Source organism: Phenylobacterium haematophilum, assembly GCF_014196295.1.
Classification (GTDB): Bacteria; Pseudomonadota; Alphaproteobacteria; order Caulobacterales; family Caulobacteraceae; genus Phenylobacterium; species Phenylobacterium haematophilum.
The window spans coordinates 344,666-367,398 of sequence record NZ_JACIDK010000002.1; the positions used below are offsets into that span (position 1 = coordinate 344,666).

Genomic DNA, 22,733 nt, shown 5'->3' on the forward strand with positions numbered 1-22,733 from the left:
CGCGGCGCCGCGGAAGCGCCAAATTCTGAGTTGATACTGCACTGAGGCCCGCGGGAGATTCCGCGGGCCTTGTCAATTCAACCGAGCCCCAACGTCTGTCATGCGCGCACTCGCCCCTCTGGTCCTCGCCTTCGCCCTCGCTGGGGGCTCAGCCCTGGCCGCGCCGCCGGCCCCGACCCAGCGCATTGAGCTGACAAAGATGATGGGCCGCTGGTACGAGGTCGCGCGGCTGCCCAACAAGATCCAGACCGGTTGCCAGGGCGGCACCTCGGACTGGCAGCGGGTCGCCGACGGCTTTGCGGTGGTGCAGGCCTGTCACAAGGGCTCGCTGTCGGCGCCGGTCACCGAGTGGAAGGCCAGGGCCAAGGTCCTCGACCCCTCGACCAACGCCAAGCTGCAGATGACCTTCTTCAACGGCCTGGAGCGCCAGGAGTACTGGGTGCTCGACCACCGCAGCGATCAGGGCTGGCTGATCCTCGGCACGCCGGGCGGCCGTTCGGTGTGGCTGATGTCGCAGCGCCCTACCCTGCCAGCGGCGGTGAAGAGCCAGGCGGTCGCCCGCCTCAAGCAACTGGGCTATGACGTGGGCCGCCTGGAATTCCCGCAGCCGGCCCGAAACTGAGGCGCTTGCGTCACGAACGAAACCGGAACATGGTTTCGGCATGGACGTCACCATCGTCACCGTCACGCGGCCGGAGATCACCGCTAACGTCACCCGTGGGGCCGCGCGGCTGCTGGTCGACCTCGGCTATGCGCCGCTCGCGGAAGTGACCCTTCCCAACGGCCGCCGCGCCGACCTGATGGCGGTGTCGCGCAAGGGCGAACTGGCGATCATCGAAGTCAAATCGGGGATCGAAGACTATCGCGTCGACCGCAAGTGGCATGAATACCTGCCTTATTGCGACCGCTTCGCCTTCGCCGTTGCGCCCGAGTTCCCACAGCACATCCTGCCCGAGGAGCCGGGGCTGATCGTCTGCGACGGATTCGGCGGGGCGGTGCTACGCGAGGCGCCGGCCACGCCTTTGGCCCCAGCCCGGCGCAAGGCGCTGACCATCGGCTTCGCGCGGATGGCGGCGATGCGGGCGATGGGGGTGGCTGCGGTGCGGCTGGAGGCTTAGCGCGGGGCGCGCTTGGCCAGAATCCGCTGCAGGGTGCGCCGGTGCATGTTCAGCCGCCGGGCGGTTTCCGAGACGTTGTGGCCGCAGAGTTCGTAGACCCGCTGGATGTGCTCCCAGCGGACTCGGTCGGCGCTCATCGGGTTGTCGGGCGGGGCCGGAGCCTCGTCCTTGCGGGCCAGCAGGGCGCGGGCGACGTCGTCGGCGTCGGCCGGCTTGGAGAGATAGTCGATGGCGCCGGACTTCACCGCCGCCACCGCGGTGGCGATGTTGCCGTAGCCGGTCAGCATGACGACCTTGGCGTCGGGGCGCGCCTCGCGCACCGCTTCCACGACCTTCAGCCCGGTGCCGTCCTCCAGCCGCATGTCGAGCACGGCGTAGGCCGGCGGGCTGGACTTCACCGCGGCCAGGGCTTCTGCGACGCTGCCGACCAGCACGATCTCGAATCCGCGTTGTTCGAGCGCCCTGCCGAGTCGTGTGCGCAACGGCGCGTCGTCGTCCAGGACAAGCAGACTCCTGTCCGGCAGGGCGGCGATATCGGCGGAGAGATCGGTCATGCGCAACCTCCGATAGGGGCGTTCTGATCACACGCCCCCTGCGGCATCATGTCGCTGCTTGTCGCAGCTTCGCAAGTGTCTTCACGCAGACGACGGTTTCACTTCGATACGGGCGCGAGGCCACCGCGCCGCTACGACGGCCCCGCGCGGTCTGCCGTTCTGAAAAGTGACTGTCGCGCCGGTTCGTTCCAGCAAGGTCTTGGCGATGAAGAAGCCGAGGCCCATCCCGACGTGACCGGTGCGCCCGCCGGCGACGCCAGCGCGGCTGGTGACGTAGGGCTCGCCGAGCTTGGCGAGCACCTCGGGCGCGAAGCCGGGACCGTCGTCGCGGACTTGGACGCTGATGGTGTCGGCGTCGAATCGGACGGTGACCAAGACCTCCGAGGCGGCGAAATCGACGGCGTTCTCGACGAACGAGGTCATGGCGTGCAGCACCTCGGGCATGCGCCAGATGTCGGGGGCGGCGACGCCCGGCGCGCCCGTGACGATCGCCTCGACGCGCACGCCCTTTACCTCTGCGTGGGGCTCGATCACCTCGTGCACCAGCTGCAGCAGGCTCATCCGCTCGTGGACCTCGTCGGAGGCCGCGGCCGGCGCGTCGGTCAGGCGCCTGAGGATCTCGCCGCAGCGCTCGGCCTGGGCGATCAGCAGTTCGGCGTCTTCCTTGACGCTGGGGGTCGGCGCCTCGCGGGCCAGCTCCTTGGAGACGATCGAGATGGTCGCCAGCGGCGTGCCCAGTTCGTGGGCGGCGGCGGCGGCCAGGGCGCCGAGGGCCGAGAGCCGTTGTTCGCGGGCCAGCACCGCCTGGGTGACGTCGAGCGCCAGGGCCATGCGCGAGGATTCTTCGGCGGCCTGGCGCACGGTCCCGGCGATGACCACGATGCCGGCGACGTTGGCCATGGCGCAGCCGATCATGAAGGCGGTGGGCAGCTCGGTGAAGGTTCCGTTCAGCGACGGCAGCGGCGCGTGCACGAAGGCCAGCAGCAGGGACGAGGCGATCGCCAGCCCCGCCAGCAGATTGATCCAGCGCGGGGCCAGGGTCGCCGCGCCAAGCGTCACGGGGGCCAGCAGCATGAGGATGAAGGGATTGGCGGTGCCGCCGGTCAGGAACAGCAGCAGCGAGATCTGGCCGATGTCGAAGCCGAGCTGGGACACCGCCTCCCAGCCGCCGATCAGCCGCTGGCCCGGCGAGGCGACGCCGGTCAGCAGGTTCACCCAGGCCGAGGCTCCAATGACCGTGAAGCAGAGCGTGTAGGGGGCGTCGAAGCCGAGCACGAGCCCGACCAGGGCGAAGATCAGGAGCTCGCCGCCGATGATCATCCAGCGCAGGGTGACCAGGGTGCGCATGCGCAGCCGCCCGCCGTGGGTGCTGGCCGGGTTCCAGCCTTCGACCCCCCAGCCGGCCGCGCCGAGGTCGGCGACGCCTTGCGCAGGGTCGGCCGTTTGCCTATCGAGACCGGGCGACGGCTGCGACGGCGACGGGTTCCGGATGGACGCCATCATGCCGCGAGCATCGCCCCTAACGCCGCGCCTGACGAGCCCCAAAGGTCAACCATGTCCCGCCGCAATCTCATCCTTATCGCCGCCTGCCTGGTCGGCCTGGTCCTGATGGGCGCGCTCGCCTGGCGCGCCGGCGTGTTCGACGGCCAGCGCGCCGGGAGTTCGGCTTCCGGAACGGCGCTGGTCGGCGGCCCGTTCCAACTGGTCGATCAGAACGGCAAGCCTGTCGACGAGAAGATTCTGAAGGGCAAGTGGACGGCGGTGTTCTTCGGCTTCACCTACTGCCCCGACGTCTGCCCGACCACGATGCAGGTGCTGGGCGCGGCCCAGCGCGACCTGGGCCCCAAGGCCGACAAGTTCCAGGTGGTGTTCATCTCAGTCGATCCGGAGCGCGATACGCCTGAGCAGATCAAGACCTACCTCTCCAACGAGGTGTTCCCCAAGGGGACCATCGGCCTGACCGGCACGCCCGAGCAGGTGGCCGCCGCCGCCAAGGCCTATCGGGTCTATTACAAGAAGAACGGCGAGGGCTCGGACTATCTGGTCGACCATTCGACCCCGGCCTATCTGATGAACCCCAAGGGCCAGTTCGACCGCGTGCTGCCCTATGGCATCTCCCCGGAAGAGACGACCCGCCAGATCGCCGACGCGATGCGCTGAGCCCCCGGGCGGGCTAGGGTGAGGCCATGAGCGCCGCGCTGACCCGCCAGCAACTCTACGACCGCGTATGGGCCGCCCCGATGACCCAGGTGGCGGCCGAACTCGGCCTGTCCGGCGGCGGCCTCGCCAAGATCTGCGACCGGCTGCTGATTCCCTATCCGCCCCGCGGCCACTGGGCGCGGGCCAAGGCGGGCCGCGCGTCCGAACCTCCTCCGTTGCCGGGGCAAGGCGCCGCGCCGGCGCTGACGGCGGGCGAACGCTCGCGCACGCGGCGGCGTCAGACCCGGGCGCCGGCCGAGGTGCGCCGCGCGGAACTGCTGGATGCAGCCGCGCAGATCATCGTCGCCGAAGGGCTGCCGGCCGCAACGCTGAAGGCCGCCGCACGACGGGTGGGCCTCAGCGAAGCCCAGGCCCACAATCACTTCGCGCGCCGCGCCGACCTCTTGGTGGCGCTGGCCCGCCGCGAGCTCGAGGCGATGGAAGCACGCCGCCGCGACGAGCTCGACCAGGGCCGCGACCGCCAGGAACGGGTGCGGCGCTCGACCCTGGCCTATCTGCGCGAGGTCGCCCAGCGCGGCGCCCTGATCCAACTGCTGACGGCCAGCGCCGAGGTGCGCGAGGGATTGCGGGCTGAGCGCGCGGCGAGCCGGACCAGCGAGAGCCGCAGGGTGTCCGAAGGCCTGGAGGCGGCCTACGGCCTGCCGCCTGAACTGGCGGTCGGGGCGACGCGGGTGCTGACGGCGGTGACGCTGCGCGCTGGGCGGTTGGTGGCGAGCGGGCGGCTGTCGTTGGAGGCCGCCGAGCCGCTGACCCTGGCCATGGTCGAGGCCGGCAACCGGGCGCTGGTGCGCGCCTATCGTCCGTCCGGCGGCTGAAGGCTTTGCACGGCCGCAGCCGTCAGCCGACGGCAGAGTTCCAGCCCGGCGTCAGTTGACAACTCTCCCTGCCAGACCAGGCGTCCAGCCTCCTCGGGGATCGCCAGGAGGAGGCTGAAGGCGCCGAGGGCTTCGGCGGGAGTCAGCGCCATGGCCTTGGCCGCGCGACGAGCCAGGGACCGGGCGGCGCGGTCGCGGGCGATGGCGACGGCGGGGGACAGGCGGCCGCGCATGTAGGGATCGCGCAGGATCACGTGCAGCGCCGGTCCGTGCGCGCAGACGTGACGGAAGTAGAGCTCGGCGCTGGCGACCGCCGCGGCTTCGAGATCGGGCAGGCGCGCCGCCGCGTCGAGGCCGCCGGCCGCCAGACGCGCGAAATCCTCGGCGGCGATGGCGTTGGCGAGGTCGGCCTGGTCGGGGAAGTAGGTGTAGATCAGCGCCTTGCTGATCCCGATCTCGGCGGCGAGCCGCTCCGGGACCAGCGGCAGATGGCCTTGGGCGACCAGCGCGGCGCGCGCGGCCTGCAGGATCTGGCGACGCCGTTCCTCCGCCGATAGTCGTCCGCCTGCCGCCAAATCGCGCCTCCCGCCCGGGAGGTCATAGGACCAAGGGGGCCTCAAGGCGAGGCCCCCAGGCTCGGTCACTCGGCGGCGACCAGCGCCTCCATGCCCATCATCTCCTCGTAGTTGCGGCGGTAGAAGCGGTCCTTGGCGGCCTCGTCGACGCCTTCCATGGTCCGCTCGAAGCGGCCGAGCGGGTCGTTGGTGCCCTCCGGGTGCGGGTAGTCGCTGGAGAACAGGAAGAGTTCGGCGCCGCCGTCGGCGATCATCCGGCCGATGTCCTCGCCGGGGAACGGTGTGAACTTCACGGCCCGGCGCAGATACTCCGAGGGCTTCAAGCTCATCGCCTTCAGGTGCGGGTCGGTGCGCTGGAAGCTGCGGTGTGCGAGATCGAGCTGGCGCAGGAATTCCGGCGCCCAGCCGGCGCCCGACTCGATGACGCCGCCCTTGAGGTTCGGGAAGCGCTCGAAGACGCCGTCATAGACCATGGCGGTCAGGAACACCTGCGGCGCGAAGGACAACATCACATAGTCGGCGAAGCGCAGGTTCTCGCCGCCGCCATGCAGGTCGGGCGCACGCTCGCGGCCGTTGTTCTGGAAGGCCTTGGGCTGGGTCTTGGTGCCCGGACCGATGTGCAGCACGAACGGCACCCGCTCCCGTTCCAGCAGCGCCCAGATCGGGTCGTGGTCGGGATGGCCGGGGGACTTCTCGCCGGCCGGCCCGGCCGAGACCCAGACCGCGCCGTTGCCGACCTCCAGGGCGATGCGGGTCTCCTCGAGCGCCCGCTCGGCGTCGTCGAGCGGCACGTAGGCGACGCCGACCAGTCGCGGGTCGGCCTTGCAGAACGCGGCCATGGCCAGGTTGTGCGCGCGGGCGCCGGCGTAGAGGCCGTCAGCCGTGCCGGCCGAGAGGGCTGGGCGCAGCGAGGAGGTGGCGAACACCAGCTGGCTGGAGAAGCCGAACCGGTCGAGCACCTGGGCGCGCTCGCTCGGATCGAAGGCCCCGGCCGCCACCCAGCCCTTGGGGCCGGCGATCGGGTTCTCCATGGCCTTCTGCATCGCCGCGGCGTCGCCCTGTCGAGCCTTGGCGCCGTCGAGCAGGTCGTCGATGCGGTTGCGCTCGCGGCCGTAGAGCGGCTTCAGCGCCCCGCGCACGGCGTCCTCGATGAAGGGCTCCAGCCACTCACGGGTCTCCATGACATGGCTGTCGGCGTCGTGAATCACGCGCCCGGCGGCATAGGTCATCACCATCTCCCCAATGTTTTGACTATTGCACCAATAAGGCGCCAGCCCCGCGGCCGCAAGCGTGGCCGGGCGCGGCGAAGTCAGGAGGCGGCGGCCTCGTCGGCGCGGCGGCGCAACAGGTCGCGTTCGCGGCGGTTTTCGGCCAAGGCCAGCGCGGCCTCGAAGGCGGCGCGGGCTTCATCGCGACGGCCGAGCTTGAGCAGCAGGTCGCCGCGGACGCTGGGCAGCAGGTGGTAGGCGGCCAGCGCCGGCTCGCCCGTCAGCTGTTCGACCAGGGCCAGGCCCGCGGCGGGGCCGTCGGCCATGCCGACCGCGATGGCCCGGTTCAGCTCGACGATCGGCGAGGGCGCGACCTGCGCCAGTCGCCCGTAGAGGGCGGCGATGATCGCCCAGTCGGTGTCGGCCGCCGCCTCGGCCTGGGCATGGCAGGCGGCGATGGCGGCCTGCAGGGCGTAGGGGCCGCCGACCGGGTCGAGTTCGTGGGCGCGGGCCAGGGCGCGCAGGCCGCGGCGGATCTGCAGCTGGTCCCAGCGGCGGCGGTCCTGGTCGAGCAGCAGGATCGGGTCGCCCTGCGCATCGACGCGGGCGCTGGCGCGCGAGGCGTTGAGCTCCATGAGCGCCAGGAGGCCGTGGGCCTCGGCCTCCTGCGGGGCGACGGCGATCAGCACCCTGGCCAGGCGCAGCGCCTCGTTGCAGAGCTGGGGCCGCATCCAGTCGTCGCCGCGAGCGGCAGTGAAGCCCTCGTTGAAGATCAGGTAGACGACCTCCAGCACCGAGCCGAGGCGTTCCGACAATTCCTCGCCGCGCGGGGTCTCATAGGCCAGGCCCGACTCGGCGAGCGTGCGCTTGGCGCGCAGGATTCGTTGGCCGATCGTCGCTTCCGGCAGCAGGAAGGCGCGGGCGATCTCGGCGGTGGTGAGGCCGCAGACCATGCGCAGCGCCAGGGCGGCGCGGGCCTCGCGCGGCAGCCGCGGATGGCAGGCGGTGAACACCAGGCGCAGCATCTCGTCGCCGATGTCGTCGTCGAGGGGGGCGTCCAGGTCCGGCATGGCCTGCTGCTCGCTCTCCAGCTCGTGGGCGACCATGGCGTGCTTGCGCGCCAGCATCGGCCGACGCCGCAGGTGGTCGAGGGCGCGCCGCTTGGCGGTCGCCATCAGCCAAGCGCCGGGCCGCTCGGGCACGCCGGTCTGCGGCCAGCGTTCGAGGGCGGCGACCAGCGCTTCCTGGGTCAATTCCTCCGCCAGCGGCACGTCGCGCAGCATCCTCGCCAGCCCGGTGATCAGGCGTGGCTGTTCGACGCGCCAGGCGGCGAGGATGGCGCGATGGGTTTCGGCGAGGCTCATCGCCGCCGGCCGGGCTGCAGCGTCAAGCGTCGGCCGCGGTGGCGACCGAGACCGGGCAGCCGGCCTCGAAGTCGTCGCCGGCCATGGCGCGGATCTCGCACGTACCTTCCCAGCCCGGCATATGGTCGGCGTGCATCTGCATGAAGTTCATGGCCGAGGCGACGGCCTCTTCCTTGTTCTGCATTTCGAAGATCGCGTAGCCGCCGACCATTTCCTTGGCCTCGATGAACGGCCCGTCGATCAGCGATACCTTGCCGCTTTCCAGCCGCACGCGGGCGCCGGTGACCAGCGGCATCAGCCCGCCGGTGTCGATCATCCGGCCGGCCTTGATCTCCTCGTTGGCCAGCTTGTCCATCGCCTCGATCAGTTCGGGCGTCGGCGGAGTAGTGTGCGCGGACGTGATGAAGAACATGAAGCGCATGGAATTCCTCCTCGGCGGGCCGGGGCGAGGAACGCCCGCGAGTCCTCCCGCTACATGGATCGACGAACCAGGCGCCGCCAGACCGACAGGCGAGGCTGAAAAAAATCGCAGATAAGGCCCGGACAGGCGAGCGTGCGCATGAAATTCGCTGCCTGGGTGCGGCATCAGCGCTGGACTCGCTTAACCACTGCCATGTTATGCTGCGGCGCAGCAAAGAGGACTCGGCGATGCTCTACACGCTCTATGAGGCCGGCTATTACGCCTCCACACCGCTGCGCTGGGCCGCGCGGGCCACGCGCGACTTCTGGTCGTCGCCGCTCAATCCGGCCAAGGACAGCGAACTCGGCCGGCGGCTGTTCGCCGGTTCGGACCTGTTCGCCAACCTGACGCGCCGCTATGGCCGCCCGGCCTGGAACATCGATTCCGTGCAGATCGAAGGCGAGAGCGTGCGCGTGCGCCCGACCGAGGTCTGGTCGACGCCGTGGGTGAAACTGGTCCACTTCACCCGCGACATGGCCGACATGCGCAAGGCCGGCCGCCGCGAGTTGGAGCCGGCGGTGCTGATCGTCGCGCCGCTGTCGGGCCACTACGCCACGCTGCTGCGCGGCACGGTCGAGGCCTTCCTGCAGGACCACGAGGTTTTCATCACCGACTGGTCGAACGCCCGCGACGTGCCGGTGATGGAAGGCCGCTTCGACTTTCACGACTTTGTCGACCATGTCCGCGACATGCTGCGCCAGCTGGGGCCGCGCCCCCACGTGGTCGCGGTCTGCCAGCCGGGGCCGGCGGTGCTAGCCGCCGCCGCGCTGATGGCCGAGGACGGCGAGGAGTGCCGCCCCGGGACCATGACCATCATGGGCTCGCCGATCGATGCGCGCCTGTCGCCGACCGTGACCAACAAGCTGGCCGAGGAAAAGCCGTTCGCCTGGTTCAAGTCGACGATGATCGACACCGTGCCGGCGCCCTATCCGGGCATGGGCCGGCGGGTCTATCCGGGCTTCGTGCAGCTCTACTCGTTCATGTCGATGAACGCCGAAAAGCACCAGGACGCGCACCTGCGCTACCTGGAAGACCTGATGAAGGGCGACGGCGACGCGGCCGAGAAGCACCTGGAGTTCTACGACGAGTATCTGTCGGTGCTCGACCTACCGGAAGAATTCTATCTGCAGACCATCGACTACGTGTTCCAGCAGTACCTGCTGCCGAAGGGCGAGCTGGTCCATCGCGGCCGGCCGATCCAGCCCGGATCGATCCGCGACATCGGGCTGCTGACCGTCGAGGGCGAGAACGACGACATCTCCGGCATCGGCCAGACCCAGGCGGCGCACGCGCTGTGCACCGGGCTCTCGGACGACTTCAAGGAGGACTACGTGCAGCCGCACGTGGGCCACTACGGGGTGTTCAACGGCCGCCGCTTCCGCGAAGAGATCTATCCGCGGGTGCGGGCGTTCATCCGTCGCATGGAAGGCGCACTCGAAAAGGCCCGCGACGCAGCTTAAGTCTGGCGTCATGAGTATCTTCGGCCGTTCGCTTGCGGACGGCGACCGGCTCGAAGTGGCCGGCGCCACAGTTCGCCTGAAGGTTCACGCCCGCGCGCGGCGCATTTCCCTGCGGCTCGACCGCACAAAGCGCGAGATCATCGCCACCGCGCCCAGCCAGCGGCGCCTGCCGGAGGCCGCAGCCTTTGCGCGCGACCGGGCCTCGTGGATCGCCGAGCGGCTGGCCGAGCTGCCGCAGAGCCAGGCGATCGCGCCGGGGATGACCATCAGCCTGTTCGGCCAGCCCTGCCGGCTGGAGGCCAGCGACAAGCCGGCCCGGCTGCATCCGGCGACGGAAGAGGCGCCGCTGCGGATCAGCGCCCGCGGCGAGGGCGAGGCCTACGCAAACGCTGTGATCCGGATCATCAAGCGCCACGCGCTGGCGGTGTTCACCGAGCGCACGGCGTTCTACTGCGCCCAACTGGGGGCCAAGCTGCCGAGCGTCACCATGATGGACGCCCGCGCCCGCTGGGGCTCGTGCCGGCCGGGCCTGCCCGGCAAGCCGGCGGCGATCCGCTATTCCTGGCGCCTGGCGCTGGCCCCGTACGAGGTGGCCGACTATGTCGCCGCCCACGAGTGCGCGCATCTGCTGGAATTGAACCACGGGCCGAAGTTCTGGGCCCATGTCAGCGCCATGGTCGGGGACGAGCGTCCGCACCGCGCCTGGCTGCGGGCCGAGGGCGCACGGCTGCACGCGTTCGGGCGGTGATCTCCCGGGGCGCACTAATGTGCGACATCGCCGACCTCGACCATTACCGCGAATTATCTTGGCTCGGCTCCGGACCGGAGGGAGAAGGAGCGGTAAGCCGCGCGTGCGGCCGTTGGAGCCTTAAGACTTGATCTCCCTCGCGCTCGCCGCGTCGCTGTCGCTGACCGCACCGGAACTTCCGCCCCTGCCGCCGATCAAGCGCGAGGCGCAGGTCGTCTATGTGGACCGCGCCGGCGCGGTGCTGGGCGTGCGCGGCGGCCGCTACGGTCCGCCCGTCGACATCGCCAAGCTGCCGGCCCATGTGCCGGCCGCCTTCGTCGCCATCGAGGACCGGCGCTTCTACGAGCACACCGGGTTCGACGCGATCGGCATCGCCCGGGCCATCGTCGCCAACGCCGAGCAGGGCCGCGCGGCGCAAGGGGCCTCGACCATCACCCAGCAGCTGGCGCGCAATCTGTTCCTCAGCGCCGACCAGACCATGGAGCGCAAGGCCAAGGAGGTGGTCTACGCCGTCCAGCTGGAGCGCACCTATTCCAAGAAGCAGATCCTCGGGCTCTATCTGAGCCGGGTCTATTTCGGCTCCGGCGCCTATGGGATCGAGCAGGCCTCGCGCCGCTACTTCGGCAAGAGCGCGGCCAAGTTGAGCTTGCGCGAGGCCGCGACCCTGGCCGGGGTGCTGAAGTCGCCGACCAAGTACAATCCGATCGAGGAGCCGGCCAACGCCGCGGCCCGCGCCGACCTGGTGCTGGCCGCCATGGTCGAGACCGGCGCGATCACCCCGGCCCAGCGCAAGCAGGCCATGGCCCAGCCGCTGAAGCTGGCGGGCGGGTCCTACAGCGCCTCGGCCAACTACTTCATCGACTGGCTGGACGGCCAGCGCCGCCAGCTGGTCGGCGCGCCCAAGCAGGACGTCATCGTCGAGACCACCCTGGACGCCGGTCTGGAGGCCGCCGCCGCGAGCCAGGCCCGCGCCGTGGTCGAGCGCTACAAGGCCCAGGACGTCAGCCAGGCGGCGCTGGTGGCGCTGGACGGACAGGGCCGGGTGCGGGCCATGGTCGGCGGCGTCGACTATGCGAGCGCTCCGTATAACCGCGCGGTCACCGCCAAGCGGCAGGCGGGCTCGGCCTGGAAGCCGTTCGTCTACCTGACCGCGTTGGAGGCCGGCCGCACGCCGGACATGGCGGTGGTGGACGAGCCGACCACCATCGGGACCTGGTCGCCGCAGAACTACAGCAACACCTTCGCCGGAACCCTGACCCTGGAGCAGGCGGTGGCGCAGTCGACCAACACGGTGGCGGTGCGGCTGGCTGACGAGGTCGGGCGCGGGAATGTCGCGGCCACCGCCAAACGGCTGGGCGTGGTCTCGGCGGTGAACACCGACCCGGCCATGGCGCTGGGCACCAGCCTGGTCTCGCCGCTGGAGATGGCACAGGCCTACGGCGCGTTCTCGAACGGCGGCAACCGGGTGCAAGCCTACGGCATCGAGCGGATCCGCACGGTCGGCGGCCAGGTGCTCTATCAGCGCAAGGCGGCCTCGGCGGCGAACGTGATCGGCAATCCGGCGCTGAGCGACCTCAACCGCATGCTGCGGGGCGTGATCGCGGCCGGCACTGGAACCCGCGCGAAGATCCCAGGCTACGACATTGCGGGCAAGACCGGCACCACCAGCGACTACAAGGACGCCTGGTTCGCCGGTTACAGCGGCGGCTTCACGACCGTGGTCTGGATGGGCAACGACAGCGGCGCGCCGATGAAGCGGGTGACCGGCGGCGGGGCGCCGGCCGAGCTGTGGCGCGGGTTCATGACGACGGCGCTGAAGCGCGGCCCGGCCGTGGCCATTCCCTATGGTCCGCCGCCGCCGGCGTCGCCGCCCCCGCCTGCGCCGGAGACGATCGAGACGCTGCTCAAGGCGGCGCCTGAGCCGGCGCCGACCACCACGACGGCCGAGGTGCTCGACCGGCCGCCGATCTAGGGCGCGCCCTAGAAGGGAATGTCGTCGATCGGGGCTTTCGGCTGCGGGGCCTGCGGCTGGGCCGCCGGCTGGCCGCCGACCCCGATGGCGTCAGCGATGCCGTCGACCAGATCGCCGATCGGATCGCTGGGCGCGGGCGGCTCGTAGGTCCCGCCGGGAATGGCCTGGACCTTCAGCCGCGGCAGGGCCTGGCCCATGAAGTCGCGCCAGATGCCGGCCGGGGCGCCGCCTCCGCTGACCCGCTTCATCGGCTTGTTGTCGTCCTTGCCGACCCAGACGGCGGCGACGAAGCCGCCGGTGTAGCCGACGAACCAGGCGTCGCGATAATCGCTGGTGGTGCCGGTCTTGCCGGCCAGGTCGTAGCCGGGAACCTTGGCGCGGGTCCCGGTGCCGCTGGTCACCACCTGGCGCATCATCTGGTTCATGTACTGCAGGGCGGGCGTGCCGATGACCTGGGTGCGGGCGGTCTTCTCGACGCTGTGGTCGTAGAGGATCCTGCCGCCGGCGGTGCGTATCCGCTGGATTCCGTAGCCCTTGGCCAGGAACCCGCCGTTGGCGAACGGGGCGTAGGCCTGGGCCATCTCCAGCGGGCTGACCTCGACCGCGCCCAGCGCCATCGAGGGATCGAGCTGGATGTGCGAGTTGATGCCGAGCCGGCGGGCGGCCGCAGCGACGTTGCCGGTGCCGACCTCGTTCGCGAGCCGCGCGGCGACGGTGTTGATCGACTGGGCCAGCGCCGTCTGCAGAGTCATCGGCCCGCGAAAGTCGTTCGTGTAGTTGCGCGGCGCCCAGTTGCCGATCTTGATCGGCTCGTCGACCACCATGTCGGCCGGGGTGCGCCCGGCCTCCATCGCCGCCAGGTAGACGAAGGGCTTGAATGCAGAGCCCGCCTGACGGCGGGCGGTGGTGGCGCGGTCGAACTGGCTGTCGTTGTAGTTGGCGCCGCCGACATAGGCGCGGATGCGGCCCTCGCCGTCGATGGCGACCAGGGCCCCCTGGCCGATCCCCTGGCTCTTGCCGGCCTCGACCCCCTTGCGGATCGCCTGCTCGGCGGCGGTCTGGATCGGGAGGTCGAGGGTGGTCTCGACCACTAAATCTTCCGTCGGTTCGCCGACCAGGCTGCGGACCTGGTCGTCGACCCAGTCGGTGAAGTACTGCGCGCGCTGGTTGGCGAGCGTCGGGTTGACCCGAACCGGGGTCTTGAAGGCCGCGTCGCGCTCGGCCGGGGTGATGGCGCCGGTGCGGACCATCTCGTCCAGCACTATGGTCGCGCGACGTTCGGCGCGGTCGGTGGCCGAGACCGGCGAATAGCGGCTGGGGCCCTTCATCATGCCGGCCAGCAGGGCGCTTTCGCCGAGGGTCAGCTGGCTGGCGGGCTTGCCGAAATAGCGTTGCGAAGCGGCTTCGATCCCATAGGCCCCGCCGCCGAAATAGACCCGGTTCAGATAGAGGGAGAGAATCTCCTTCTTGGAGAACTTGGCCTCCAGCCACATGGCCAGGATCAACTCCTGGGCCTTGCGGCGATAGTTCTGGCTGGGCGTCAGGAACAGGTTGCGCGCCAACTGCTGGGTGATGGTCGAGCCGCCGCGCAGCGGCCCGCCCTTGTTCTGCATGTTGTAGATCTGGGAGCGCAGGATGCCCCACGGGTTGAACCCTGGGTGCCAGTAGAACCAGCGGTCCTCGATGGCGATGAACGCCTTCGGCACGTAGGGCGGCAGCGAGTCGAGATCGACCGGCGGAGTGTTCTGGCTGCCGCGCACGGCGACGAGCGCGCCCGACTGGTCGAGATAGGAGACCGACGGCGCACGGCTGACGTCGTTGAGCTTGGAGGTGTCGGGCAGATCGACCGCGAACACCGCGAAGAAGGCCACGACGAAGATCAGCCCCCACACGCCGAGGACTGCGGTCCAATAAAGGAGCGCCTGCAACGGGGTACGCTGGGCCGGCCGGCGAGGGCCCGGTCCTGACTTGGCCATGTGTCGTCCTAAAGAGTTCGCCGAATACCCGCCCCGAGGCGGCTAGATAGCTGATGCGCACCAAGCGCGCGACATGATTGACGAGCGATGAACAAGCTCGGCCTTAAAGGGTTCCCGGCGGGCGCATCGCCATCAGCGGGGTCATGCCGCTGAGCGAAGTGCGCTGATTGACGTCGGTCAGTACGAGCACCGCCTCAGGCAAATCGAACGAGACCCGGAACGGCCCGTAGGCCTGGAACTTTGGAACCCCACGATTGTGGGCGCTCCCGCCCTCGATCACATGGAGACCATCGACGCCCATTGCGAAGAGTGCGTCTCCCCGCCGACCAAGGCCGAAGAAGGCGATGGTGCAAAACGGCTCGCCATGCTTGTCGACAGAGCCATCGGGGTCCCAGGCGCGAGGGCAGGGCTGCCGATACAGCAACTCGATCTGCTCGCCGCACACCTCCACGAGCTGTCCGCGCGACCTCATGTGCACCAAGCCCACGGCGGCGACGATGCACCCGGGCTTGCCGGCCCGCTCGGCGAGCCCGTTGACTGGATCGCAACCGCCGTTGAGCGGGCCGCCGCAGAGATCGCCGTGGGCATTGCGCTCGAGGAACGCGACCTGGCCTGTCCGTCTGTCGATCCGGTGCAGCCCGCCTCCCCACTCGCCGGCATTCACGCCGACGAAGACGTGCGTCGGCGTGAGGTGCAGGACGTTGACGTGTGCGGAGGGAACGCGGTGGGAAAGCGCGAGGCTACGTCCGCCGCCTGGACGGAGGTCCACCAGTCGCTGTGCGGTGACCAGGACGACTCCGTCCGCCGGGCATTGGACGCCGACCAGTCCTTCGTTGCGGGAGGGTACGGCTGCGATCGCTTGCCAGTCCAAGCCCACTCGCCGGCGCACCGTGTAGGTCGTCGGGCTTCCGGCAGGCGTGGTCACGGCGACGACCGTATCGCCGTCGTCGCATAGTTCGGCGGCTGGTTCGGGAATCGCTATCCGCGAGGGGGCCGGCGCATTCTTGCTGACAGTCCAGACCTCTCCTGCGGAGGTCAGGAGCCAAAGACGATCTTGAGCGAAGACGGCGCGCTCCACCGACGCATTGTGGGCCGTTCGCGGGAGCGGGGCCGAGGCTTCGTAGTGCCCCAAAGGGAAGTCTTCCCAGCGGAACCCGCTGACCAGCAAGCCCAACGCCAGGGCGACCACGCCTGCTATCCAGAATGCGGCTCTCGAGGCGGCTTGCGGATCCAGCATGAGCGCAGCCTGCCCGCGCCTTACTAGCTCTGCAATGGAACAGCGACTTGACCCGGCCCCTGGGGCCGCTCCCCTCAATGCGTCGGTCAGCAGCGCAGCGAGGTGATTCGTGACCGGTACCGTTCAATTCCTGAGCCCTTCTCAGGCCGCCCGGCGGCTGGGGGTCTCGGCCAAGGCGTTGCGGCTCTATGAGGCGCGCGGCCTGATCGCGCCCCTGCGGACCGCCGCCGGCTGGCGCGCCTATGGCCCCGAGCAGCTGGCGCGGGGCGGCGAGATCGCGACCTTGCGGGCGCTGGGACTCAGCCTGGCGCAGGTGGAACGGGTGCTCGGCGGCGACGCCAGCGTGCTGGAGCCGGCGCTGGCCGCGCATCAGGCGGCGCTGGAGGCGCAGGGGCGCCGCCTGGCGACGACCATCGAGCGGGTGGCCCGGATGCGGGCGCAGCTGGCGGCCGGCGCGGCGCCGAGCACGGCGGAGCTGGCGAGCCTGCTGGCGGCCCCGGCGGTCGCCTTCGAGTTGCCCTGGCCGTGGGGCGGCGAGCGCTTCGATCTGGGCGAGCTGGGGCCGCTGACCTACCTGGTCGGGCCGCTCGGCAGCGGCAAGACGCGGCTGGCCATGCGGCTGGCGCAGGAACTGCCGGGCGCGCGCTTTGTCGGGCTCGAACGCCTGGAGGCCCCGTCCATGCCGACCGAGCGCGCGGCGGCCGCCGCGGCCTGGCTCGTCGAGGACGGCGCGATCAGCAGCCCGGCGCTGCTGTCGCTGCTCTCCGAGCTGGAGGTGGAAGACGACGGGGTGCTGGTGGTCGATATGGTCGAGGACGGGCTGGACGAAACGACCCAGGTCGCGCTGATCGCCTATCTGCGTCGGCGGGGGCTTCAGGCTCGGCCGCTGGTGCTGATGACGAGGTCGGACGCAATCCTCGACCTAGCCGCGGTCGGCCCCGGCGAGCGCGCGATCTATTGCCCGGCCAATCACAGCCCGCCGATCCATGTGGCGCTGCAGCCCGGCGCGGCCGGCTACGAAGCCCTGGCCATGTGCCTGGCGCCGCCGCAGGTCCGGGCGCGGACCCACGGCATGATCGCCTGGCGCCCGGAGGCCGGGCGCGCCGCCTCGTGAGCCCAGCTCACGGAGCATCCGGCGAAAGCATCGTTTGATCGGGGGCGGGGAGCGTGGCGCAATCGGCGGCGAAAGGAGGCGTGCAACGCAACCTCGGCGCTCGCGGAAGGCGAGCCCGCCTACATGGGAACGCTGCTATCGGTTCGCAATCCCAACATTTTCGCATAACCGCGTTGCGAAAAAAGCGGTTGCTGATGATCTTAACACCGTTATCTTAGCGATGCTTAGTTCAACTCGCGCAACCGGTGGGGATACCGGTTGCGGATCCCCGGATTGGCCCGAGCCGTGTCCCCACCCGGACTCGCACATTCTCCCCGAACGCTGGAGGGCTTTCGATGAAGCTCCGTACCCTCGCGGCCGCCTGCGCCGCCATGATGTCCGTCTCCTTCGCCGCCGGCGCGGCGCTGGCTGACGATCCGATCACCGCCAAGCTGCAGACCCCGGTCGCGGAAAAGACCAAGTTCATCGCCGGCGGCGCCGTCTTCACCTGCGAAGGCGACACCTGCCTGGCGGCGGCTCCGTCCTCGCGCACCTACGGCGCGGCGACCTGTAAGGAAGTGGCCAAGAACGTCGGCGCCGTCGCCTCGTTCGGCGGCGCGCGTAAGCAGCTGGAAGCGGCCAAGCTCGAGCAGTGCAACACCGCCGCCCTGCCGGCCCAGCAAGTGGCCAACCGCTAAAGGCTGAAGGATCCAGGTTCGCGCACATCTAGGCGCGCCTCCCAGCCGCTAGTCTAGTCGAGCCTGTAACTCGGGCGCCGGGCCCTCCGGCGCCCGTCTTTCTATGTGTGCGGCGCCGGTCCGGCTTGGCCGCGGCGCAAGCGCCGCTTATGAACCCGCCGCGATGACCCAAGACGCCATTTCATTAGAGACTGTATTTCCCGCTGGCCCGGCCCCGGCCGCCAGCCTGCTTGAGCCCGCGCTGACGCAGGTCGCCGGCGAAGGCGCCGAGCCCATATCCCTGACCATCGACTATGGCGTTTCCGCCGTGGCCGGCGCTGGCGTGAATGTGGAGGCCGCTGTCGAGCGCGCCACCCGCACCTTGGTCTTCACCTATGGCAGGGTGCTGGCCCAGGACGGCGCGGTGCTTGCCACCGGGGCTGCAGTTTTCCGTAGGTTGAACGCCAGATAATACAAGGTGTCGCGGCCGGTTTGGTTGCGACGCTGAAAATCGCGTGCTATCAGGCGCGCGGCTTCGGGCCAGGGGCTTTTCCAGTCTCGATGGCCAATGTGCTTTTCCAAGCGCTTTCAAGCCTTTAGGGTCGCAGTGGAGATTTCTTCGCCGCGGCCTTTTGCGCGCACCGGGCGGACAAAATAAGTGGCGGACGATTCCAAGGTTTCGAATGTGGGCGGCAGATATGCCCAAGCCCTGTTTGATCTCGCGAACGATGAGAAGAAATTGTCGGCCGTCGAGGCCGACCTAAAGGCGCTGAAAAAGATGAGCGCCGACAGCAAGGATCTGCGGACCTTGCTGGCTTCGCCGGCGTTCAGCGCCGACGACAAGGGCAAGGCGTTGGCCGCCCTTGGCGCGAAGGCGAAGCTCAATCCCACCACCAGGAAGTTCCTGGGGTTGCTGGCCGCGAACGGCCGCGCCTCGGCGCTCCCGGCGGTGATCACGGCCTTCGAGGCCCTGGCGGCTGACGCGCGCGGCGCGATCTCGGCCCAGGTGACCACGGCCGTGCCGCTGACCCCAGCCCAATCGAAGGGTGTCGCCGCCGCGTTGCGAACCGCGCTCGGCAAGGACCCCGAAATCGAGACCCGCGTTGATCCTGCCCTCCTGGGCGGCATCAAGGTGCAGGTCGGTTCCCGTCTGTTCGATGCTTCGCTGCGTTCGAAGCTCGACTCCCTCAAGTTCGCCCTGAAGAGAGCGTAAGCCCATGGATATCCGCGCCGCCGAGATTTCGGCCATCCTCAAGTCGCAGATCGCCAATTTCGGCGAAGAAGCTGATGTCTCGGACGTCGGTTCGGTTCTGTCCGTCGGTGACGGCATCGCCCGCGTCTTCGGCCTCGACAACGTCCAGTCGGGCGAAATGGTCGAGTTCCCCAAGGCCGGCGTGAAGGGCATGGCCCTGAACCTGGAAAAGGACAACGTCGGCGTCGTTATCTTCGGCGAAGACCGCGCCATCGCCGAGGGCGATGAAGTCCGCCGCCTGTCGGAAATCGTGGACGTTCCGGTCGGCAAGGGCCTGCTGGGCCGGGTCGTGAACCCGCTGGGCGAGCCGATCGACGGCAAGGGCCCGATCCAGAACGTGGCCGAACGTCGCCGCGTGGACGTTAAGGCGCCGGGCATCATTCCGCGTAAGTCGGTGCACGAACCGGTGCAGACCGGCCTGAAGGCCATCGACTCGCTGATCCCGGTCGGCCGCGGCCAGCGCGAGCTGATCATCGGCGACCGCCAGACCGGCAAGACCGCCGTCGCGGTCGACACCATCCTGAACCAGAAGTCGGTCAACGCCGGCGACGACGAGAGCGCCAAGCTCTTCTGCATCTACGTCGCCATCGGCCAGAAGCGTTCGACCGTCGCCCAGATCGTCAAGACGCTCGAAGAGCGCGGCGCCCTGGAATACACCATCGTCGTTTCGGCGACCGCCTCGGAACCGGCCCCGCTGCAGTTCCTGGCCCCGTTCGCCGGCTGCGCCATGGGCGAGTGGTTCCGTGACAACGGCATGCACGCGGTCATCATCTACGACGACCTTTCCAAGCAGGCCGTCGCCTACCGCCAGATGTCGCTGCTGCTGCGCCGTCCGCCGGGCCGCGAGGCCTATCCGGGCGACGTCTTCTATCTGCATAGCCGCCTGCTGGAGCGCGCCGCGAAGCTGAACGAAGACAACGGTTCGGGCTCGCTGACCGCTCTGCCGGTCATCGAAACCCAGGCCAACGACGTGTCGGCTTACATCCCGACCAACGTGATCTCGATCACCGACGGCCAGATCTTCCTGGAAACCGACCTGTTCTTCCAGGGCATCCGTCCGGCCGTGAACGTCGGTATCTCCGTCAGCCGCGTGGGCTCGTCGGCCCAGATCAAGGCGATGAAGCAAGCCTCGGGTCCGATTAAGGGCGAACTGGCCCAGTATCGGGAAATGGCCGCCTTTGCGAAGTTCGGTTCGGACCTCGACGTCACCACCCAGCGCCAGCTGGCTCGCGGCGAACGCCTGACCGAGCTGCTGAAGCAGCCGCAGTACTCGCCGCTGAAGGTCGAAGAGCAGGTGGCGGTGATCTATGCCGGCACCCGCGGCTATCTCGACGGCATCGCGACCGCCGACGTGGGCCGCTACGAGACCGAGCTGCTGGCCCGTCTGCACGGCAAGCACCAGGACATCCTGGACACCATCCGCACCAGCAAGGAGCTGAAGGCGGACACCGAGGCCAAGCTGAAGGAAGCTCTCGAAGCCTTCACCAAGAGCTTCGCGTAAGTCAGCGGGGCTTTTAGGAGATGGCCAGCCTCAAGGAGATGCGCAATCGGATCGGAAGCGTGAAAGCCACGCAGAAGATCACGAAGGCGATGCAGATGGTGGCGGCGGCGAAACTTCGCCGTTCGCAGGACGCTGCGCAGAACGCCCGCCCGTACGCCCAGCGCATGGCTTCGGTCATCGCCAACCTGGCGGCTGGGGTGTCGGGAGACGGCGCCCCGAAACTGCTGGTCGGCACGGGCCGGAACGATCGCCACCTGGTGGTCGTGACGTCCTCGGACCGCGGCATGGCCGGCGGCTTCAACACCTCGATCATCCGCGCCGCGCGCGAGAAGATCAACGAGCTGATCGGCCAGGGCAAGGACGTCAAGATCCTCGTCGTCGGCAAGAAGGCCCGTGACCAGCTGAAGCGTCAGTACGGCGAAAAGATCGTGGCCTTCTTCGAGGCCGGCAATCCGTCGATGGCGACCGCCCAGCCGGTGGCCGACAAGATCACCGAGCTGTTCGAGGCCGGCGAGATCGACGTCGTCACCCTGGCGTTCAGCCGCTTCAAGTCGGTGGTGTCGCAGGTTCCGACCCTGAGCCAGCTGATCCCGGCCCAGGTTCAGGACGGCGGCGCGACCATCGACCTGAAGGGCGCGGCCTACGAGTACGAACCGGGCGAAGAGGAAATCCTCGAGACCCTGCTGCCGCGGAACCTGACCGTTCAGGTGCTGTCGGCGATGCTCGAAAACCAGGCCGGGTTCTACGCCGCCCAGATGACGGCGATGGATAACGCCACCCGCAACGCCGGCGACATGATCGCCAGCCTGACCCTGCAATACAACCGTTCACGCCAGGCGCAGATCACCAAGGAGCTGATTGAAATCATCTCCGGCGCCGAAGCGCTCTAACCCGAAAGAGTCCGAACCCATGGCTACGACCCCCAAGGCTCCCGCCAAGAAGCCCGCCGCCCCGAAAGCGGCCGCCGCGCCGAAGGCCGCCGCCGCCAAGGCCGCGCCGAAGGCCGCTGCTCCGAAGGCTCCCGCCGCCGCGAAGGCCGATGCTCCGAAGGTCGCCGCCGTCGCCGGCGTCGCCACCGGCCGCATCTCGCAGATCATCGGCGCCGTCGTCGACGTCGAGTTCGACGGCCACCTGCCGGCGATCATGAACGCGCTGGAAACCACCAACACCGACCAGCGGACCGGCGCCCCGTTCCGCCTGGTGCTGGAAGTCGCCCAGCACCTGGGTGAGAACACCGTCCGCACCATCGCCATGGACACCACCGAGGGTCTGACCCGCGGCCAGCCCGTGACCGACACCGGCCGCAGCATCACCGTGCCGGTCGGCCCGGCGACCCTGGGCCGTATCATGAACGTCATCGGCGACCCGATCGACGAAGCCGGTCCGATCAACACCCAGTTCTACGCCCCGATCCACCGGGAAGCCCCGAGCTTCGCCGAGCAGTCGACGGCGGCCGAAGTGCTCGTCACCGGCATCAAGGTCATCGACCTGCTCTGCCCCTACACCAAGGGCGGCAAGATCGGCCTGTTCGGCGGCGCCGGCGTGGGCAAGACCGTGACCATGCAGGAGCTGATCAACAACATCGCCAAGGCGTACGGCGGTTACTCCGTGCTGGCCGGCGTGGGTGAGCGCACCCGCGAAGGCAACGACCTCTATCACGAGATGATCGAGTCGAACGTGAACCAGCCCGGCGGCGGCGGCGAGAGCCGTTGCACCCTGGTCTACGGCCAGATGAACGAGCCCCCCGGCGCCCGCGCCCGAGTCGCGCTGACCGGCCTGGCCCAGGCCGAGTACTTCCGCGACCAAGAGGGCAAGGACGTGCTCCTCTTCATCGACAACATCTTCCGCTTCACCCAAGCCGGCTCGGAAGTGTCGGCTCTGCTGGGCCGTATCCCGTCGGCCGTGGGCTATCAGCCCACCCTGGCCACCGAGATGGGCAACCTGCAGGAGCGCATCACCTCGACCTCCAAGGGTTCGATCACCTCGGTCCAGGCCATCTACGTTCCCGCCGACGACCTGACCGACCCGGCCCCGGCCGCTTCGTTCGCTCACTTGGACGCCACCACCGTTCTGTCGCGTGACATCGCCGCCCAGGCCATTTTCCCGGCCGTGGACCCGCTGGACTCGACCTCGCGGATCATGGACCCGCTGGTGATCGGCGAAGAGCACTACGGCGTCGCCCGCCGCGTTCAGGAAACCCTGCAGGCCTACAAGGCCCTGAAGGACATCATCGCCATCCTGGGCATGGACGAGCTGTCGGAAGAGGACAAGCTGACCGTGGCCCGCGCCCGGAAGATCCAGAAGTTCCTGAGCCAGCCGTTCCACGTGGCCGAACAGTTCACCAACATGCCGGGCATCTTCGTGAGCCTGGAAGACACCATCCGCTCGTTCAAGGCGGTCGTGGACGGTGAATACGACCACCTGCCGGAAGCGGCCTTCTACAACGTCGGCACCATCGAAGACGCGGTGGCCAAGGCCGAAAAGCTGGCCGCGGAAGCCTAAG

The 22,733-nt window shown here is 69.1% G+C and carries 22 protein-coding genes; 14 read left to right on the top strand and 8 right to left on the bottom strand.

Annotated features, from left to right (window positions below; genetic code table 11):
- The first annotated feature begins 100 nt into the window (after positions 1-100).
- Positions 101-622 carry a lipocalin family protein gene (locus tag GGQ61_RS07545; RefSeq protein WP_183771209.1) on the top strand — a complete coding sequence of 174 codons (522 nt, stop codon included), beginning with the start codon at positions 101-103 and terminating at the stop codon, positions 620-622.
- A 40-nt stretch (positions 623-662) separates the two neighbouring features.
- Complete coding sequence (gene mmcB, locus GGQ61_RS07550) at positions 663-1,118, top strand: DNA repair putative endonuclease MmcB (RefSeq protein ID WP_183771211.1); 456 nt, start codon at positions 663-665, stop codon at positions 1,116-1,118.
- On the opposite strand, the gene GGQ61_RS07555 is transcribed toward mmcB, so the two are convergent.
- Positions 1,115-1,672, bottom strand: coding sequence for an ActR/PrrA/RegA family redox response regulator transcription factor (locus GGQ61_RS07555; RefSeq protein WP_183771212.1), 558 nt, complete (start codon positions 1,670-1,672; stop codon positions 1,115-1,117). The two genes, mmcB and GGQ61_RS07555, sit on opposite strands and share 4 nt — an antisense overlap.
- Before the next feature lie 81 nt (positions 1,673-1,753).
- A complete protein-coding gene (locus GGQ61_RS07560) occupies positions 1,754-3,175 on the bottom strand; it encodes an ActS/PrrB/RegB family redox-sensitive histidine kinase (protein WP_343056074.1) in 1,422 nt (473 codons plus the stop codon).
- 51 nt (positions 3,176-3,226) lie between these two features.
- Here GGQ61_RS07560 and GGQ61_RS07565 point away from each other — a divergent pair, with 51 nt between their 5' ends.
- Both GGQ61_RS07565 and GGQ61_RS07570 read left to right on the top strand, forming a co-directional pair.
- On the top strand, positions 3,227-3,832 hold the full coding sequence (locus tag GGQ61_RS07565) for an SCO family protein (RefSeq protein ID WP_183771213.1): 606 nt from the start codon (positions 3,227-3,229) through the stop codon (positions 3,830-3,832).
- A 26-nt stretch (positions 3,833-3,858) separates the two neighbouring features.
- Positions 3,859-4,707, top strand: coding sequence for a TetR/AcrR family transcriptional regulator (locus GGQ61_RS07570; RefSeq protein ID WP_183771214.1), 849 nt, complete (start codon positions 3,859-3,861; stop codon positions 4,705-4,707).
- Here the strand turns inward: GGQ61_RS07570 and GGQ61_RS07575 are convergent.
- The 4 genes from GGQ61_RS07575 to GGQ61_RS07590 all read right to left on the bottom strand — a co-directional run bounded on the left by GGQ61_RS07575 (position 4,686) and on the right by GGQ61_RS07590 (position 8,275).
- The gene (locus GGQ61_RS07575) at positions 4,686-5,282 is read right to left on the bottom strand and encodes a TetR/AcrR family transcriptional regulator (protein ID WP_183771215.1); all 597 of its coding nucleotides are present in this window, start codon (positions 5,280-5,282) and stop codon (positions 4,686-4,688) included. The genes GGQ61_RS07570 and GGQ61_RS07575 overlap by 22 nt on opposite strands.
- Before the next feature lie 65 nt (positions 5,283-5,347).
- Positions 5,348-6,511, bottom strand: a complete 1,164-nt coding sequence (locus GGQ61_RS07580) for an amidohydrolase family protein (RefSeq protein WP_221220921.1) — start codon at positions 6,509-6,511, stop codon at positions 5,348-5,350.
- An 80-nt stretch (positions 6,512-6,591) separates the two neighbouring features.
- Positions 6,592-7,854 carry an RNA polymerase sigma factor gene (locus GGQ61_RS07585; RefSeq protein ID WP_183771217.1) on the bottom strand — a complete coding sequence of 421 codons (1,263 nt, stop codon included), beginning with the start codon at positions 7,852-7,854 and terminating at the stop codon, positions 6,592-6,594.
- Positions 7,855-7,876: 22 nt separating this feature from the next.
- A complete protein-coding gene (locus GGQ61_RS07590) occupies positions 7,877-8,275 on the bottom strand; it encodes a YciI family protein (RefSeq protein ID WP_183771219.1) in 399 nt (132 codons plus the stop codon).
- 227 nt (positions 8,276-8,502) lie between these two features.
- Here GGQ61_RS07590 and GGQ61_RS07595 point away from each other — a divergent pair, with 227 nt between their 5' ends.
- From GGQ61_RS07595 to GGQ61_RS07605, 3 genes are all read left to right on the top strand, one after another.
- Positions 8,503-9,774 (top strand): polyhydroxyalkanoate depolymerase, encoded by a 1,272-nt coding sequence (locus GGQ61_RS07595; protein WP_183771221.1) that lies wholly within the window; start codon positions 8,503-8,505, stop codon positions 9,772-9,774.
- Positions 9,775-9,784: 10 nt separating this feature from the next.
- Complete coding sequence (locus GGQ61_RS07600) at positions 9,785-10,522, top strand: M48 family metallopeptidase (RefSeq protein ID WP_183771223.1); 738 nt, start codon at positions 9,785-9,787, stop codon at positions 10,520-10,522.
- 127 nt (positions 10,523-10,649) lie between these two features.
- Positions 10,650-12,494: a transglycosylase domain-containing protein gene (locus GGQ61_RS07605; RefSeq protein WP_183771225.1), complete on the top strand. Its 1,845-nt coding sequence runs from the start codon at positions 10,650-10,652 to the stop codon at positions 12,492-12,494.
- An 8-nt stretch (positions 12,495-12,502) separates the two neighbouring features.
- On the opposite strand, the gene GGQ61_RS07610 is transcribed toward GGQ61_RS07605, so the two are convergent.
- On the bottom strand, positions 12,503-14,470 hold the full coding sequence (locus GGQ61_RS07610; protein ID WP_183771227.1) for a transglycosylase domain-containing protein: 1,968 nt from the start codon (positions 14,468-14,470) through the stop codon (positions 12,503-12,505).
- A 103-nt stretch (positions 14,471-14,573) separates the two neighbouring features.
- Positions 14,574-15,659: a hypothetical protein gene (locus GGQ61_RS07615; protein WP_183771229.1), complete on the bottom strand. Its 1,086-nt coding sequence runs from the start codon at positions 15,657-15,659 to the stop codon at positions 14,574-14,576.
- Positions 15,660-15,816: 157 nt separating this feature from the next.
- Between GGQ61_RS07615 and GGQ61_RS07620 the strand changes: the two genes are divergently transcribed.
- From GGQ61_RS07620 to atpD, 7 genes are all read left to right on the top strand, one after another.
- Complete coding sequence (locus tag GGQ61_RS07620; protein ID WP_183771231.1) at positions 15,817-16,821, top strand: MerR family transcriptional regulator; 1,005 nt, start codon at positions 15,817-15,819, stop codon at positions 16,819-16,821.
- 335 nt (positions 16,822-17,156) lie between these two features.
- Positions 17,157-17,498 carry a DUF8200 family protein gene (locus tag GGQ61_RS07625; protein ID WP_183771234.1) on the top strand — a complete coding sequence of 114 codons (342 nt, stop codon included), beginning with the start codon at positions 17,157-17,159 and terminating at the stop codon, positions 17,496-17,498.
- Positions 17,499-17,661: 163 nt separating this feature from the next.
- The gene (locus tag GGQ61_RS07630) at positions 17,662-17,949 is read left to right on the top strand and encodes a hotdog family protein (RefSeq protein ID WP_183771236.1); all 288 of its coding nucleotides are present in this window, start codon (positions 17,662-17,664) and stop codon (positions 17,947-17,949) included.
- Positions 17,950-18,135: 186 nt separating this feature from the next.
- Positions 18,136-18,690 (top strand): F0F1 ATP synthase subunit delta, encoded by a 555-nt coding sequence (locus tag GGQ61_RS07635; protein WP_183771238.1) that lies wholly within the window; start codon positions 18,136-18,138, stop codon positions 18,688-18,690.
- 4 nt (positions 18,691-18,694) lie between these two features.
- The gene (atpA, locus tag GGQ61_RS07640; RefSeq protein WP_183771240.1) at positions 18,695-20,230 is read left to right on the top strand and encodes a F0F1 ATP synthase subunit alpha; all 1,536 of its coding nucleotides are present in this window, start codon (positions 18,695-18,697) and stop codon (positions 20,228-20,230) included.
- 20 nt (positions 20,231-20,250) lie between these two features.
- Positions 20,251-21,120 carry a F0F1 ATP synthase subunit gamma gene (locus tag GGQ61_RS07645; protein WP_183771242.1) on the top strand — a complete coding sequence of 290 codons (870 nt, stop codon included), beginning with the start codon at positions 20,251-20,253 and terminating at the stop codon, positions 21,118-21,120.
- Positions 21,121-21,139: 19 nt separating this feature from the next.
- On the top strand, positions 21,140-22,732 hold the full coding sequence (atpD, locus tag GGQ61_RS07650) for a F0F1 ATP synthase subunit beta (RefSeq protein WP_183771244.1): 1,593 nt from the start codon (positions 21,140-21,142) through the stop codon (positions 22,730-22,732).
- Position 22,733 lies beyond the last annotated feature (1 nt).

What these genes read in the sequence shown, in the direction of transcription:
- GGQ61_RS07545 (WP_183771209.1), top strand. Translation starts at nt 101, where the DNA reads ATGCGCGCACTCGCCCCTCTGGTCCTCGCCTTCGCCCTCGCTGGGGGC.
- mmcB (WP_183771211.1), top strand. Translation starts at nt 663, where the DNA reads ATGGACGTCACCATCGTCACCGTCACGCGGCCGGAGATCACCGCTAAC.
- GGQ61_RS07555 (WP_183771212.1), bottom strand. Translation starts at nt 1,672, where the DNA reads ATGACCGATCTCTCCGCCGATATCGCCGCCCTGCCGGACAGGAGTCTG.
- GGQ61_RS07560 (WP_343056074.1), bottom strand. Translation starts at nt 3,175, where the DNA reads ATGATGGCGTCCATCCGGAACCCGTCGCCGTCGCAGCCGTCGCCCGGT.
- GGQ61_RS07565 (WP_183771213.1), top strand. Translation starts at nt 3,227, where the DNA reads ATGTCCCGCCGCAATCTCATCCTTATCGCCGCCTGCCTGGTCGGCCTG.
- GGQ61_RS07570 (WP_183771214.1), top strand. Translation starts at nt 3,859, where the DNA reads ATGAGCGCCGCGCTGACCCGCCAGCAACTCTACGACCGCGTATGGGCC.
- GGQ61_RS07580 (WP_221220921.1), bottom strand. Translation starts at nt 6,511, where the DNA reads ATGACCTATGCCGCCGGGCGCGTGATTCACGACGCCGACAGCCATGTC.
- GGQ61_RS07585 (WP_183771217.1), bottom strand. Translation starts at nt 7,854, where the DNA reads ATGAGCCTCGCCGAAACCCATCGCGCCATCCTCGCCGCCTGGCGCGTC.
- GGQ61_RS07590 (WP_183771219.1), bottom strand. Translation starts at nt 8,275, where the DNA reads ATGCGCTTCATGTTCTTCATCACGTCCGCGCACACTACTCCGCCGACG.
- GGQ61_RS07595 (WP_183771221.1), top strand. Translation starts at nt 8,503, where the DNA reads ATGCTCTACACGCTCTATGAGGCCGGCTATTACGCCTCCACACCGCTG.
- GGQ61_RS07600 (WP_183771223.1), top strand. Translation starts at nt 9,785, where the DNA reads ATGAGTATCTTCGGCCGTTCGCTTGCGGACGGCGACCGGCTCGAAGTG.
- GGQ61_RS07610 (WP_183771227.1), bottom strand. Translation starts at nt 14,470, where the DNA reads ATGGCCAAGTCAGGACCGGGCCCTCGCCGGCCGGCCCAGCGTACCCCG.
- GGQ61_RS07625 (WP_183771234.1), top strand. Translation starts at nt 17,157, where the DNA reads ATGAAGCTCCGTACCCTCGCGGCCGCCTGCGCCGCCATGATGTCCGTC.
- GGQ61_RS07630 (WP_183771236.1), top strand. Translation starts at nt 17,662, where the DNA reads ATGACCCAAGACGCCATTTCATTAGAGACTGTATTTCCCGCTGGCCCG.
- atpA (WP_183771240.1), top strand. Translation starts at nt 18,695, where the DNA reads ATGGATATCCGCGCCGCCGAGATTTCGGCCATCCTCAAGTCGCAGATC.
- GGQ61_RS07645 (WP_183771242.1), top strand. Translation starts at nt 20,251, where the DNA reads ATGGCCAGCCTCAAGGAGATGCGCAATCGGATCGGAAGCGTGAAAGCC.
- atpD (WP_183771244.1), top strand. Translation starts at nt 21,140, where the DNA reads ATGGCTACGACCCCCAAGGCTCCCGCCAAGAAGCCCGCCGCCCCGAAA.